Source organism: Pantoea sp. RG18 (genome assembly GCF_025910075.1).
In the GTDB taxonomy this organism is placed as follows: Bacteria; Pseudomonadota; Gammaproteobacteria; order Enterobacterales; family Enterobacteriaceae; genus Pantoea; species Pantoea agglomerans.
On the sequence record NZ_JAPCIL010000002.1, the window covers coordinates 565,902 to 579,677 of the forward strand.

General features: G+C 47.5%; 19 protein-coding genes and 1 pseudogene. 9 read left to right on the forward strand and 11 right to left on the reverse strand.

Features of this window, described 5'->3' with window-relative positions; translation table 11 throughout:
• Nucleotides 1-93 precede the first annotated feature (93 nt).
• Nucleotides 94-1,053 (reverse strand): acyltransferase family protein, encoded by a 960-nt coding sequence (locus OK409_RS02975; protein ID WP_153020894.1) that lies wholly within the window; start codon nt 1,051-1,053, stop codon nt 94-96.
• 211 nt (nt 1,054-1,264) lie between these two features.
• Here OK409_RS02975 and OK409_RS02980 point away from each other — a divergent pair.
• Nucleotides 1,265-2,161, forward strand: a pseudogene (locus OK409_RS02980) (integrase core domain-containing protein); the annotation flags it as partial.
• A gap of 171 nt (nt 2,162-2,332) precedes the next feature.
• Here the strand turns inward: OK409_RS02980 and OK409_RS02985 are convergent.
• Together OK409_RS02985 and OK409_RS02990 are read right to left on the reverse strand one after the other, a co-directional pair.
• Nucleotides 2,333-3,307, reverse strand: a complete 975-nt coding sequence (locus tag OK409_RS02985; protein WP_264366737.1) for a glycosyltransferase family 2 protein — start codon at nt 3,305-3,307, stop codon at nt 2,333-2,335.
• On the reverse strand, nt 3,307-3,684 hold the full coding sequence (locus OK409_RS02990; protein WP_264366738.1) for a GtrA family protein: 378 nt from the start codon (nt 3,682-3,684) through the stop codon (nt 3,307-3,309). Before OK409_RS02990 ends, OK409_RS02985 begins: the two co-directional genes overlap by 1 nt.
• 622 nt (nt 3,685-4,306) lie before the next feature.
• Here OK409_RS02990 and OK409_RS02995 point away from each other — a divergent pair.
• Nucleotides 4,307-4,648, forward strand: coding sequence for a hypothetical protein (locus OK409_RS02995; protein WP_264366739.1), 342 nt, complete (start codon nt 4,307-4,309; stop codon nt 4,646-4,648).
• A gap of 176 nt (nt 4,649-4,824) precedes the next feature.
• Here the strand turns inward: OK409_RS02995 and OK409_RS03000 are convergent, their stop codons facing one another.
• Nucleotides 4,825-5,364 (reverse strand): hypothetical protein, encoded by a 540-nt coding sequence (locus tag OK409_RS03000; RefSeq protein WP_264366740.1) that lies wholly within the window; start codon nt 5,362-5,364, stop codon nt 4,825-4,827.
• A gap of 284 nt (nt 5,365-5,648) precedes the next feature.
• Here OK409_RS03000 and OK409_RS03005 point away from each other — a divergent pair, with 284 nt between their 5' ends.
• A complete protein-coding gene (locus OK409_RS03005) occupies nt 5,649-6,536 on the forward strand; it encodes a benzoate transporter (RefSeq protein WP_264366741.1) in 888 nt (295 codons plus the stop codon).
• Between the two features lie 38 nt (nt 6,537-6,574).
• Here the strand turns inward: OK409_RS03005 and OK409_RS03010 are convergent, their stop codons facing one another.
• On the reverse strand, nt 6,575-6,775 hold the full coding sequence (locus OK409_RS03010; RefSeq protein WP_010247636.1) for a hypothetical protein: 201 nt from the start codon (nt 6,773-6,775) through the stop codon (nt 6,575-6,577).
• A gap of 319 nt (nt 6,776-7,094) precedes the next feature.
• On the opposite strand from OK409_RS03010, the gene OK409_RS03015 reads away from it, so the two are divergent.
• Nucleotides 7,095-7,343: a hypothetical protein gene (locus OK409_RS03015; protein ID WP_010247633.1), complete on the forward strand. Its 249-nt coding sequence runs from the start codon at nt 7,095-7,097 to the stop codon at nt 7,341-7,343.
• A gap of 64 nt (nt 7,344-7,407) precedes the next feature.
• On the opposite strand, the gene OK409_RS03020 is transcribed toward OK409_RS03015, so the two are convergent.
• On the reverse strand, nt 7,408-8,040 hold the full coding sequence (locus tag OK409_RS03020; protein ID WP_022625481.1) for a helix-turn-helix domain-containing protein: 633 nt from the start codon (nt 8,038-8,040) through the stop codon (nt 7,408-7,410).
• A gap of 136 nt (nt 8,041-8,176) precedes the next feature.
• On the opposite strand from OK409_RS03020, the gene OK409_RS03025 reads away from it, so the two are divergent.
• From OK409_RS03025 to OK409_RS03035, 3 genes are all read left to right on the forward strand, one after another.
• Nucleotides 8,177-8,560, forward strand: coding sequence for a hypothetical protein (locus tag OK409_RS03025; protein ID WP_031593416.1), 384 nt, complete (start codon nt 8,177-8,179; stop codon nt 8,558-8,560).
• Nucleotides 8,547-8,888 (forward strand): hypothetical protein, encoded by a 342-nt coding sequence (locus OK409_RS03030; protein ID WP_010670838.1) that lies wholly within the window; start codon nt 8,547-8,549, stop codon nt 8,886-8,888. The genes OK409_RS03025 and OK409_RS03030 overlap by 14 nt, the downstream gene beginning before the upstream one ends.
• A 151-nt stretch (nt 8,889-9,039) precedes the next feature.
• The gene (locus OK409_RS03035) at nt 9,040-9,306 is read left to right on the forward strand and encodes a hypothetical protein (RefSeq protein WP_010670837.1); all 267 of its coding nucleotides are present in this window, start codon (nt 9,040-9,042) and stop codon (nt 9,304-9,306) included.
• Between the two features lie 38 nt (nt 9,307-9,344).
• Here the strand turns inward: OK409_RS03035 and OK409_RS03040 are convergent, their stop codons facing one another.
• Nucleotides 9,345-9,584, reverse strand: coding sequence for a DinI-like family protein (locus tag OK409_RS03040; RefSeq protein WP_003854508.1), 240 nt, complete (start codon nt 9,582-9,584; stop codon nt 9,345-9,347).
• Between the two features lie 174 nt (nt 9,585-9,758).
• Here OK409_RS03040 and iraP point away from each other — a divergent pair, with 174 nt between their 5' ends.
• Nucleotides 9,759-10,058 carry an anti-adapter protein IraP gene (iraP, locus tag OK409_RS03045; protein WP_010247621.1) on the forward strand — a complete coding sequence of 100 codons (300 nt, stop codon included), beginning with the start codon at nt 9,759-9,761 and terminating at the stop codon, nt 10,056-10,058.
• 202 nt (nt 10,059-10,260) lie between these two features.
• Here iraP and OK409_RS03050 read toward each other — a convergent pair whose 3' ends face one another.
• Nucleotides 10,261-10,584, reverse strand: a complete 324-nt coding sequence (locus tag OK409_RS03050; protein ID WP_008926858.1) for a DUF6388 family protein — start codon at nt 10,582-10,584, stop codon at nt 10,261-10,263.
• Between the two features lie 254 nt (nt 10,585-10,838).
• On the opposite strand from OK409_RS03050, the gene yedD reads away from it, so the two are divergent.
• The gene (gene yedD / locus OK409_RS03055) at nt 10,839-11,312 is read left to right on the forward strand and encodes a lipoprotein YedD (RefSeq protein WP_010247616.1); all 474 of its coding nucleotides are present in this window, start codon (nt 10,839-10,841) and stop codon (nt 11,310-11,312) included.
• Between the two features lie 100 nt (nt 11,313-11,412).
• On the opposite strand, the gene amyA is transcribed toward yedD, so the two are convergent.
• From amyA to fliS, 3 genes are all read right to left on the reverse strand, one after another.
• Nucleotides 11,413-12,894 (reverse strand): alpha-amylase, encoded by a 1,482-nt coding sequence (amyA, locus tag OK409_RS03060; protein ID WP_163657635.1) that lies wholly within the window; start codon nt 12,892-12,894, stop codon nt 11,413-11,415.
• A 101-nt stretch (nt 12,895-12,995) separates the two neighbouring features.
• On the reverse strand, nt 12,996-13,361 hold the full coding sequence (gene fliT / locus OK409_RS03065; protein WP_010247612.1) for a flagella biosynthesis regulatory protein FliT: 366 nt from the start codon (nt 13,359-13,361) through the stop codon (nt 12,996-12,998).
• The gene (fliS, locus tag OK409_RS03070; protein ID WP_182504272.1) at nt 13,361-13,768 is read right to left on the reverse strand and encodes a flagellar export chaperone FliS; all 408 of its coding nucleotides are present in this window, start codon (nt 13,766-13,768) and stop codon (nt 13,361-13,363) included. Before fliS ends, fliT begins: the two co-directional genes overlap by 1 nt.
• Nucleotides 13,769-13,776 lie beyond the last annotated feature (8 nt).

Below are 13,776 nucleotides of genomic sequence, written 5' to 3' on the forward strand. Positions count from 1 at the left end.
ATAATAATTTACATATAAAATCATGGCAGAATTTTACCATTAATTTGATCAAGATAAAATGATGGGAAAGAAAAATTAATATTAGTAATGCAATCAAAACGTTTTATTGAGATCTGTATCCTTCCTTATTTTTTTGTGCCTTAGCCTGTAAAAAGGCTGCTCAATTAACCGCAGGGAAGCATAAGACATGATTAATGATGAGCCAAGAATAAGTAGCGTACCACCTACGCTAATAACATTGAAACCCATTTTGTTATACAAATAAAAGAACATCAAATGATTCAGATAGACGCCATAGCTGAGATCCCCTGCAAGACGATCGAGGAAGCTTCTCAAGTTAGCTTTAAATAGCATCCATACAACAGGGACTCCGATTGTTATTCCCGAAAGAACCTCTTTATTGAAGTCATGAGATAAAGATTTGTTATTAAGAGAGAATAAAAGCATAATGGTTGAAATAGAATAAAAAAATGCTAAAGATTTAACCTCATTGCTCGCCATCATACTACCTAGCAGGAAAATGAATAGCGTGCCTGTAATCATCCTGTATCCAAAATAGTCCGTGTTGATCAGACCAATATAAGCAGGGATGAAAAGGGCAAAAGAAATTGAAGCTGATAACACTTTTCTTTTGCTCAACAAAATTAAAGGTATGAGTATGTAAAATTGCATCTCCAGCCCAAGAGACCAGGATTGAGGAACTATGATGTAATCGTTAAAATAGACAGTGAAAAAATTCAGAGGAAGCATTGTAGCATTTACTATTAATTGAGTTGCATCAACCTTAGTTGTACCATCACAAAATATATACAGGCAAGTAGTAACTATCATATAAAATATGAATTGCGGAAAAAGCCTCAGTGAGCGATCAAGATAAAATGATTTGATATCGTTTTTAAAAGGAAATTTAGCAGAAATTAATTTTGTGATTACGTAGCCGCTTATAATCAGGAATGAAACTACGGCAGTCACACCCTGGTTGTAACCTGGCAGTTTCAAGCCGCAATGAGAAAAGAGAACCATCACCGCCAGTAAAAGTCTATAGTATCCCACTGCGCACCCTAATGTTTATATTTTTCTGAAAATTTTAATCTTAGCTTGCATACATTATCATAATCTTAACATGATTGTGAAAAAAACACCCGACGACGATGCGATATTTTTCGTACTCGCTTCGGCAGGCTGAAAGGTTGGTGAGCTGCTGCCCGTTGATTAATACACCTCGATATAAGTAATGTTTTCATCAGCAACATGAGGATATCCCATTAATAAGCGTTTCTTCAATGAATTAATCATTCGTATTCTTCGCGAGGCATAAGACAGGATTCTGCCCGGGAAAGCTGCCGCAGACATTTTGTTTCATACGCCACCTTCTATACCTGACGAAGGAAATCTTGCTGCATGGAAGGACCTGGAGTGAGCAACTTTAGTGATTGAAGAAGAGAACGCCCGGCTCAGGAAGTTGTTTGACGAAGACATGCTGAATAAGGAGGCAATTCTGGTGGCACTTGTCCGTAAGTACTGATTACAGACCCGAAGCGGGAAGCTGTGGTGTAAATGTGTGCACTCGTCTGTTGCAACGTTGTTCATGCAGGCTCGCAGGTTTGTCTCTGTCGACTTTCCACTATTAGTCTCAGGATCCGACTAAGTATGCATATTGATCAGGGCAAATCACTGAATTGGCACCTGATCGCGGAAGCTTTCATTACAGGCGCATCCGACGCATAGCTGCGTCGAAAGGCCTTTTAAATCCTTCACTAACGGGTATACCACATTTAGCCCCTTAAGGTCCTGAGCGTGAAACATAAACGCCGTCTTAAATGCTGGCGGCCGGACGGTTTCCGCATCTTCGCCCGGATGCGCTGAACCTTACCTGGTAAGTGCATTTCATCATGGACGCTCTAACCACGGGTTGCGCACTGAGTCAATGGACCTTTGAGCATTGCTTGAACTTAGGCTTATCCAACCGGGCAAGCCGATGCAGACGGATTTATTGAGCGTATTAACGCACAATGAAAAATGAATGCCTGAATAAGTACATGCTCAGCAATATTGTTTTAACCCGATAAACGATTAAGGGCAGGCGGCAGGCTCTACCGAGTGCTTTTCATATCTATCGCTTATTTACCTGAATTCGGCTAAATTTGTAGTGGGCTGGCAAAATGGGAAGGATGAAGTGAAACCAATCGACCTTACTGGCGGAAGGTTCTATCCAATCCTGGGAGGAAGTTGCTTTAGCAATCATTGGCGTAGGCATATTATCAGTTTTTGCAAATGCTCTTTATTACACAATAACATAGCAAGAAATTTTAATAATATGCCATAACCAAAATTAACTTTGTTGTTCTTGATTTGGCTGCTCACATAATGCAACCTTTTCCTCAATAAAATACTTGGGTCGTTCTTTGGTTTCCATGTAAATTTTACCAACATATTCACCAATAATACCTAAAGAAAGCATTTGAACGCCACCAAGGAAGAATATTGCTATCATTACTGAAGTCCAGCCCTCTACGGTATTTCCTGAAAACTTCTCAAACAAAGCGTAAAGTGCAGCAAAAACTGAGATAAAGCTAATAGAAAACCCAAGAGCAGCAATGGTGCGAAGCGGAGTTACTGTTAATGAAGTTATCCCTTCAATGGCAAGCCCAAGCATTTTTTTCAAAGGATACTTTGACTCACCCGCTAATCGTGCTGCCCGTGCATAAAACACTTTTTTAGATTTAAATCCAACTAGCGGAACAAGCCCCCTGATATACAGGTTTTGCTCTTTGTACTCCAGAAGTGCATCTAGCGCCCTTCGGCTAAGAAGCCTATAGTCGGCATGGTTAGGGATTTGTTTGACCCCCATCCAGCTCATTATTTTATAGAAGAATTCAGCGGTCAGTCTTTTAAATCCTGAGTCAGTTTTTCTGTCATTTCTGACGCCGTAGACAATATCGTATCCTTCCATGTAACCACTTACCATCTTTTCGATTACGGCAGTATCATCCTGCAAGTCAGCATCTATACTTATAGTTATGTCAGCGTCTGACTCGTTTAATCCTGCCAGAAGAGCAATCTGGTGACCGCGATTACATGAAAGCTTTATACCTTTTATTAATGATGACTGAAGCGAAGCCTGACTAATTAAACTCCATGTCATATCCTTACTGCCATCATCAATAAAAGTTATTGAGCTGTGGCGAGATATTATGCGACGATCAATTAAACTTGTCAGAATCATCTGAAGTTCTGAAAGGCAATGTAAAAAAACATCTTCCTCATTATAACAAGGGACAATTATATCTAACGTGGGAATATTCATTATTTCATTACCCATAACTTATTAATCAGAAATCCCGTAACTGTATAGATCACCATGCCTATAAACTGTGCTACATAAGCGTAAGAGGGCATGAAAATCAGGAATAATTTAATAGCAATAATGTTTAATATCCAGCAAAAAAAGCTTGAAACCAGAAAACGTGCAAGTCTTGGTAGTGAGATTTCAGCAGAAAAAGTAAACAGTGAGTTAGCAACAAAGCTGAAAAGAATGCCAGCTGTATACCCTGCAGCATTGGATGCATATACTCCCAAGCCCCAGTGCATAAGGGAAAATATTACTAAGCCTGTTATACCGGTATTTGTCAGCCCTACTAAGGCATACCGCGTTGCCTGACCTCTGGTCGATGTTGTTGACACAAAGATTTCCTTTATAAAAATTTCCTGGATCTTACCATTTAATAAAATGCTTACAAGCATAGAGACAAGAAATGGATGTGTTTGTAGACTGTGCCGATTTGTTCAAAAGATCTCTTCCATTCAACTCTGCACAACCATATTTGGCTTCCAGCTAAGCGACACACAGGGCAGAGGGTTTCCGCTTGCTTTCATCTCATCCAGTTAACAGAGCGATAGATCACATGCCATTAGATTTCCATCAGGGAATCTGCTGCCTGGAAGTGGGTGTAGTGATGATTATAGTTCTGGCCAGCATTGAGCTCAGACCTAAAGAGTGATAGCGCCATAAAGGCAATGTCAATATAAGAATTTATATTGTCCCATTACACAGTATCAACCCTGATGCGCATACGGCAGTCGAAGGCTGTGCCATAGCACGTTCAGGGAGATGAAAGATAGTACAGTCAATTTTGTTCGACATATTTTTAAAAGGGTGTTTTGCGCTAAGTATCCTGAACCGCCCTGTCCGTAGCATACAGGTGATCATGCCATGGCCATTAGCTATACTCCTCGTCATTAAGCCAGAAGGTGCGTTGACTCTCTGACCCGACCCCTCATCACCCATCAGCAGGACGCCAGCCCAATGCTAAAAAAACTTATCCTTATCGCATCGTTAATCAGCTTATCGGCTCCAGCCTTTGCTGCCACGCAGTGCGGGCCGTTCTATCTTAAACCTGACAAGAGCGGCTGGTTCTCGGTGAATGGAGAACGCGCAAAAACGCAGAAAGTCACCTTTGCGAAAGAGAAGGGCGATTACGACAACGCGACCGTCAAACTGCTGGTGAAAAACAGCAAAGCGCCGGGAATGGTGGATATGGAGCTGACGAACCGTCAGGGCAAAGGGCTGTTAAGAGCTGAAATCGTCCGCACCAGCCAGAGTCAGATCCGCATACGAGGCGCCTATGATTGCGAGCAGGCTAAATAGGCTGAGATTTGACTGCCTACTCCTGAACATGGCATAACCCTGAAGCGGGCGTGATAAAAGCCTTTGAGAGAAGAGTGAGAAAGATTGTCAGGCAAGCGCTTGCGCTCTGGCTGGCCTGACAACTTATTCTGTCTCCTGGTCGTCCATCCTGCATCACATCCATGCCGACGCGGCATTTATCGTGATGTTTTGCACCGCCCGATCATCGCTGAAACTGCTGTGCTGATATCTGATGCTTTTGGATCATAGTAAAATGTCGCACTGGTCTGATGATGGCTGAACTTTGCAATTTCAACCCAGGCCACGGTTTCATCATCCTGCTCAAGATTATATCGCTTCGTGCCATCCGGCAGAGGTTCATCCTGCTCCAGATAGAGTCTTTGATCCTGTGCCGCTACGCTAAGGCAGGATTCAACCTGAAAAGGATGACCGTCGAAATAAGCGGTTTTTGTTGTCGGATGTAATCCAACCCGTCCCATATCTACGCATCCGCCCAACAGACTTATGCTCAGGGCAATAATGATCTTCTTCATGAACGAAACCATCATAGTTATTTTGTTGACCAATAATATCCGGATATTGATCGTATCGCTCATTTTAATCAAAAATCTGCGCTTAATATTGCTGGCGTTACGGACTATATGTAACATTCTGCGCAACGCATTATGATGTAAGCAATGAGCATAAACAAAAGGTAGCCGCATCAGGTGACTCATGCTGTCTGCTGGTGTTAACCGTTGTCAGGTGAATGTCAGGTAAATATCACTCTGAACAGTTGCTCATCATGTCGTTAGTCTGCTTTGAGGTGGATGCCCGAAAATCATTGCCTGCAGCCTTTGTTAGCCAGTTTATTATAAACATGGATAGTTTTACGCAGTACATTACACACACATCAGGTTCACTAAAAAACGACCCAGTAAAAGGCGTTATACCTCTGTTGTGTTACGCATGTTGAGGTGTCCTGATGAAAATCCTTACTACTTAAGTGCCTCTGAATATTATGATTTATGACTGTTTTCTGTACTACGATGAAGATATCTTGCTTGAGATGCGTCTGAACACGCTTGAGCATGTTGTTGATCGGTTTGTCATTGTGGAATCGCGCTATACCTTTACCGGAAAACGCCGGGAAAAGCTTCATTTTGATATTGAGAAGTTCGATCGTTTCCGCGATAAAATTATTTATATTATTAACGATATTGCGCCCAGATTTTATCAGGAAGCCTTTAAATCGAATAGTTCTGTGGTTAATGCGGGAGAGACAGATCCCTGGGAAAATGAAGCCACTGCACGTAATCAGATTATGCAGGGGCTGGCCGGCGCGCAGGATGATGATATTGTTATTGTGTCCGACGTCGATGAAGTTCCCCGACCCGAGGCGATAAAAGCATTCAGTCCTCAACATCTTTGCACGACGCTGCATCAGCAATATTTCAATTTTAAATTTAATGTCCGGGTTTTAAATGACGACGGCACACCGCGCTGTGCCACCCTGGCGAAAATGGTGACCTGTAAAACGCTACGAGACTTTTTTATGGGGCAACCGGAATTGCTTCGCAATGTTAAGCGTCGTGGTACACCGATACGCGAGAACTGGTTGCGCTGGAAGTGGCTAAATTTCCGGACAAAAACCATTAAGAATGGAGGATGGCATTTTTCCTGGGTAATGAGCGATGAGCGCATCAGTGAAAAAATGTCTTCGATTTCTCATACCGAACGTAACTGTCCCGAATTTAACAATCCGGATCATATACGGCGCTGCGTTGAGAACAATATTGATATCTGGAACCGTCCGCGAAGGATGGAGATAGTGCCGGTGACATCCGAACATTTTCCAGCCTGGCTGGTTGAAAATCAGTACCAGCTTGCCGATCTCATTAAATCTTAACGCTGACCAGCGCGCCCAGCGGGCGCGCCTCTCGCACATCAGCTTGCCTTGTAAGGATCTTTTTTGTCATCCTGGCTGTCATCATTTTTGCGCGGCACTTCGCCATGATCTTTCGGCGCATCAGTGGCAGGATGATCATCTTCCTCGTAAGCATTACCAGCGTTTGGCGCGGCTTCGGGCAGGCTTTTGCTGACATCACCTTCTTTCTTACGTTCTTCATTCGTATTGTGCTTAAACATAACTCTCTCCTTTTATTCCAGTCTCTTAAGTTTAGACCAGCACTGACATCCCGCATGCGCAGCGGATTAAAGAAGAAAAAAAAGCCCGCCAGCGGCGGGCTAATCGGAGTTTCTCTCATACTGAACACGTCATTTTTCGATGTTTGGGTGTGTACAGCAGGTTCATGCTAACCGGGAATCCCTGATGCAGTAATGGACAAACCTGTCATGTCGCTTGCGGCAGGTCACATTCCCGTCGATAAACAGATCGATAAATAAATTCGATTGAAAGGATTAGCAAAAGGCATATAGTGGCCTGCGTTACCAGGAGATAGAAATTATGTTAAGAGACTATTTAAAGATTGAAGCTGAAGATCAGTTAATCGAACAACGCTCGCTGAGCCTGAAAAATCGTGGTCAGGAAGAGGTCACCGAATGGATTATTGTAAATAGCCAGGGAGTTAAAAAAGGCGGCGTAACCCTGTTCGATAAACTCAGTACCCGCCGCTCATGGCCCGTCAATTACCGCATTATGCAGACCGATCTGCAGGGCAAAGTGGTGGTAGATCAATTGACCGATGCCCTGTAGTTGCCCGGCTATAAACTCAGCACCGTTGTACGATGAAAAGTGAACCCGCGCACGGCGGGTTTTTTTATGGCTGGCGGTAGCGTCGCAGTTCCACCAGCGTACCAATCAGCTTCAGGCTGTCCCGGCTGGATTGCAGCTCAGGGAAGTTGATATTGACCGGTGCCAGTTCAAACTGCATGACGCCATTTTCACTGCCGCGCTGACGCCAGGTGCGTAGCAGCACGACCTGCTGCTGCAATGCCAGCACGCAGTCGCCGGGCTGAGGTGACTGCGTGGGATCGATGATCACCACATCATTCCGCAGAATCGCGGGCGTCATCGCCTGTTCTTCTACCCGGAAGGCAAAGCTCTGCTGTGAAAGCGCCATGTCGTTATGCATCAGCAGTTCATGCCGGACGGAACCGGCCTCGCTCAGCCATCGCGGCACGTCGCGCTGTGCAAGCAGTGGGATCTGGTGCAGACCACTCCAGGCGCTTTCGCTGAAAACAGGACCATCCCCATCTATCAGAAAAGCCGGTGCGCAGCCCAGCGCTTCGGCGAGCCGCAGCAGGTTCTCACCGCGCGGCAGCGTCTCCTCTTTTTCCCATTGCGAAATCGCCACATGGGACACTTTTACCTGTTGCGCCAATTGCTTCTGCGTTAACTGCAGCGATTTACGTCGGAGTCGGATGCGGTCACCCAGCGTTTCGTTTTTCATAAGCTTGACTTTTTGGTTGAGAGTGACTTAAGTATACTTAAGCCTGGTATTTAAGCAATCTTAAATTTCATGCGGGGGACGTGGCTAAGCAGCACGCAGTAAGTTCCAGAGACCTTACCGTACAAAGGGGTGTGGCATGGAAAGTAGTCTGATTACCAGTATGGGTGCGTTAGTTCTGGGTGGGGGGGCAGCAGCACTGTTCTGGAAACCGTTATTGGCGGGAATTGCGTCAATCGTTACCAGTAATCGAGCCGGCGGCGAAATTATTACCAGCTACAAAGAGCAGGTGGTGTTGCTGAAAGAGAGCAACGTGCTGATACGGGAGGAGAACGATGAATTACGCGAACGGCACGACAGGAATCTGCGGCGTATCTCGACACTCGAAACGGATCTTCGGTTAATCAAGAATGCGGTAGGGATTTTACTGGCAATGACCGAAACCGATCAGAACGATAAATTTCGTAATGAGATTGATCGGCTTATCTCAACTCTGGAGGATCGCAGTGATGGCCACGATTAATAGCACTAAGGCACCTATGTCTTACCGGCGCAAAGTTATCCTCGGCTGCGTATTGCTGAGCTGTTCGATGATTTGCATCCTGATGACGATCATTTTTCTCTACGTCAGTAACACCGCAAACAAGCGGGTCGAGGAGATTCGGGCGGATTACCGCTTAATTGCGGCGCGGCGTGATGACAGAGTGGAGCTGCTGACCGATCAGGTTGCAGCAATACAGCATAAGCTGGATGCAATACCGGATCGCATAGCCGACAAAACGGTCATAAAAGTCAAAGAGGTCGTCACTGAGAGTGAGGTGCCAGCCGTGAAATCCGGTCATAAACCATAACTTCCGATTATTCTTAATGCGGCTTCGCTATTATCGACTAGTTTTAAATATCCGGGCAACATTTTGTACCTGAATGCAGGCCCGCTGATTGGCCGGTTGATGAACCGCTAAGCCTACTCACTTTGGATAGATGACCAGAAGGAAATTTAGCATGAGCGATTCAACAGAAACCAAGACCAAAACTGAATATCTGCGTGACGTGACTTCTCAGCTAAAAGAGATGCGTCACTATGCTCAGACCAACACCGAAACCCTTTCCAGCCAATGGTTAGCGTTTGATGCGGGTGAGTATAAAGACAAGACCAACGCCGACCGAATCGATGCGTTGCTGAATAAGCAGGGTAAACTGCTGGAAGATCTGGATGCCGCGATTCAGGACATCGAGATTGAAGTTAATCACAGCGAGCAGGAGAGCTAAGTCATCTCCCGCTAACTGATGTGGTGGCCGTTAAGGGATTAATCGGCCACCAGCCACATTTCCGCTTCGTCGAACATCTCTTCAACAATCCGCGCAACCGTCGCTTTATCGTTCTTACTCAAATCAGTATCAATCGCGTTACGTTCCATCGGCTTGACCTTAACTTCAATGTCAGGGAACACCCGATGCACCCGCTTTTCCAGCTCCTCACGAATCATCTCGCGAGCACCCGGTAAACCGGCAACGTTGCGCTTGTCATAAATCAACTCAACAAACATGATGGCAATCCATTCAGGGCAAAATCGCTGACATATAATACTGTAAATAAAAACAGTAGCAAGGCAGCGCGCCTGATTTCGTGTAAATTTTTATCTCGCATAAACCTCAATCTTCGACTAGCAAAATGCGCACGCATCGCGACATAATGGCGGCTTACTTTTAGGAGGTCCGCGATGCGACAACTGGTAATTGATATTCTGCTAAAACTGGCAAAGATGGACGTCGATGCAAAAGAGTTGACGGCGCAGCTTGAAGCGCAGTCCCTGCTGGTTGCGGCGCTGCTGGTGCAGGCGAAACAGGACAACTCGCTGACTATTTCAGAAACGGTGCAGGATGCCATTGTTACCGCTTCGCAATCTTCGACCGAGTTTCTGCAGTCTGATGTGGATCTGCTGCTGACGCATATTAATCGTCTGCTGGCGGTAGCGAGTTATGTTGAAGTAAAGGGTAAAGCGACGGAAGGTGAAGGGTAGGGGCGGATAAAAAAATTCGCCTCTGGAGGTGGAATTGAGACAACACCTGCAGAGGCAGTGCATCAGCACTATTCGTTAAAGGACAATCACGACCTGAGTCGCACGCCGAAGTTATACACTTTCCCCCGGTTAGTACAATTTTATCTGCAGTGCCGGAACTGGTTGGAGGTGTTTGCAATATACAACTTCAGCGCGTCCCTGATTAAAGCTCGTTTTTGATGCAAAACTCTTCCCAGCTCATCCCCAGCGACTCAGCATGAGATTTGAGATAAGTCTCGATAGCTTCAGCCGCCACCGCTTTATCCGGCTCAGCGAGCTGAATAGAAAAGATCATTCCATCCAGATTCTTCTGCCGCAAAAAGGCCGCATAGATGCGTTCGGCATGCCATTCGCGCAGCTGTCGCAGTGACAGGTTAGCTGCACGGGCATCGCTCTCCGTTAATTCATCAAGTGCAGACTGAAAGTCGGGATGCGCGGTAAAAAACATCTCGCGCGCCTGGGCATAGTAGGCTTCTGGCGTTTTCATATTCATATTCCTGAAAGTCTGTTGCAGCGCGTCAGTGTAGCGGGTTGTCTTCCGCTTGTCAGGCGTGACAAAGGACGGAGTTTGCATCAGTTCAGCCTCTGAACTTCCGGTCAAAAACCTGACCGTGGAGCTCACTGCGGGATAAATTCTGGCGCAATCAGGGTCTGCGTGGTGTTTGAACACCCAGATACCTTGCGCAACGCGGTGGAAAAATTATAACGTAGCCGCCATTGATGGGATCTTAGGGATTAAACATGAAAAAGTGGATGCTGATTGCCGCGCTGGCACTGAGTGGCTGTGCACAAATCAACGATTATGAAAATGCGGTGCAAACGCCGGCGCCCGCTGATCTGCAGGGAACCTGGCAAACCGTCGGTCCACAGAGCAGCCTGATCAGCGACAAGGCGATAGCCAGTGTGATCATCAATGCGGATGGCAGCACGCTGGACTGCCGTCAGTGGATGCGGGTGATTGCGAAGCCGGGCAAACTGACCCGGTTAAGCGGCGATTATGTCAACGTCACGCGTCAGGTGCGGGTGATGCCGCTGGTCGTGGAGAATGGCGAACTGAGCTATGACAGGATGACTCTGCGTAAAGTGGCGCGTCCGACCGTTGAGTGTCAGCAGGCGCTGGAAGAGGTGGCGAAACAGCCGAAAGCCGCCGTGATTCAGAACATCGAACCGCAACTGCTGCGCACACCGATTACAGAAAACAACGCGAAGTCATAACAGCCGGACCATAACAAAACCGCCCCGACGGGCAGAGCGCACTTCACGCTTCTGCCTGCCGGGGCGGGTTTAGTTTTGAGTCATTTCTTCGGCAACGACCTTATTCTGCAACCACCCAGACGCTGACACTGCCACCGTTACAGACAAAGACCGCCGTGCCGTGCTCGTCGGCAGTAATGGTCTCTTCCCGATTCCCCAGATGATCGCGCCAGACCTTACCGGCAAAACCTTCACCCATCGGCACGCTTTTCTCACCGGCATCGCCGTTCGACATGATCACCACACAGCCTGGCTGTGTTTCGGTGCCGCTGCGGCTGAAGGCCACGCAGTTTGGGTGATCAAAATAGTCGGTCTGCACACCCCAGCCATACTGCTGGCGCGCCCGGATCAATCCTTCCAGTTCAGGGATCACCGGCATCTCAATTTTGTACTTCTCGCCGTCGCCGCCTTCATCTTCATAGGTCGCGCCGAACAGGTCAGGATAGAAGATGGTAGGCACACCCTGCTCACGCAACAGGATCAGCGCATAGGCCAGCGGTTTAAACCAGGCTTCTACCGGCGCTTCCAGCGACTGCAGCGGCTGGGTGTCGTGGTTAGCCACGATCGTCACGGCATGCCACGGATCAGCAACCACCAGAGAGTTAGCAAAGATCTGGCTCATGTCGTAGGCGCTGCCCGCGGTTGAAGCCTGGTGGAAGTTCATGTGCAGTGGCGCATCAAACAGCATGGTTTTGCCTTCCACCTGATGCACATACTCCTGCAGCTTCTCCGTTTCAAACGACCAGTATTCCGCGACGATAAACATCGGCTCCTCAGCAACCTCCTGAATATGGTCAATCCACTCTTTGTAGAACCAGGCCGGGATATGTTTTACCGCATCCAGACGAAAGCCGGTGCAGGGCACCTGTTCCATCACCCAGCGCGCCCAGTATTTCAGCTCTTCCCTGACCGCGTTGTTGCGGAAATCGATGTTGGCGCCCATCAGATAGTCGAAATTACCCAGCTCGTTATCAACCTGGTCGTTCCAGCCTTCGGCGGTGTAGTCATTGATGATTTTGAATACGCCGTTTTCGTCCGGATTTTCGATGTGGTCTACGCCGCTAAAGCATTTGTGGTCCCAGACAAATTTCGAAAACTCCCCGGCGCGTGCCGGAAAAGTGAATTTCGTCCAGGCCTCGCACCCGACCACTTCGTCGTAGATTTCATCGCGGTTATCGGGATTGACGCGGTTAACGCTGATCGCCTCTTTCTCGTCGGCACCCATTTTGTGGTTGAGCACCACATCCAGCAGCACCCCAACGTTGTGACTACGCAGGGCTTCTGTTGCCGCCAGTAACTGCTGTTTGTCGCCATATTTGGTGGCAACGCTGCCTTTCTGATCAAATTCACCCAGGTCAAACAGATCGTAGCTGTCGTAACCGACAGAATAGCCCCCCGAATCCCCTTTGTAGCACGGTGGCAACCACGCCATGGTGATACCGATTTCGCTGAGCCAGGCCGCACGATCGGCGACTTCCGGCCACAGTTTGCTGCCATCCGGGTAATACCAATGGAAAAACTGTAATAACGTTGGGTTTTGCATGTACCACACTCCAGGGGATGATGAAAATCAAGTATGGAGTAAGCGGCAAAAAAGAGACGCCGCGCAGAAAAATAAATCTGGCGGCGTGACAGAGCAGGGGATCAGGAGAGGGTTTCGTGCGGCACCATAACAACGCCGCCTTGATTGCTATAAGCGGACATCACCGATTTCTGGCGGCTGTTCTGACCCACCAGTGAGGCCAGCTCATCCATCCGCGCCTGCAGCAGACGTTTCACTTCACATTCGTTATCGAGAATACGGCGCAGCACCGGACGTAACTGCTCCTGAGTCTGTGCCGACGGCGACACGGCTTCTGTCGATTGGGCTAAGTTCTGCACCGCACTGACATACTCCATCTCCCTGCTGATCAATTCATCCCATTCGCCTTGTGCTGCATGACGCAGCATTCCCTGGCTGAGATCGAGTAACTGTTGGTAAACGGTAATCAGATGCGGTGCAGTAGTCATTAAACGGCGTCCTGAATCAGGTTAGGTTGAACCACTTCTTTCCACGCGTCAGCAATGTTGCGCAGCAGGCCTTCGACCTCCTCGACTGCTGCAACATCATTGTTCAGGTTGGCATGCAACAGGCGACGCGTCATGTAGTTGTAAAGATCCAGCAGATTATCGGCCAGCTCATCACCACGGTTTTCAGTCAGGCCCTCTTTCAGGCCGGCTTCGATAATATTGATCGCTTTGGAGATCGAGTTGCCTTTGCCTTCAATATTGCCATCCAGCATAAAGAGACGGGCGCGGATTAACGCGCTGAGTGCGCCGTCGAACAGCATCACAACCAGCTGCTGCTGGCTGGCGCTCATCACGGCGCTTTCTACGCCAATTTTTGCATAGGCTTTGGTGCCTGTAGCGCTGTACATGGTCACTC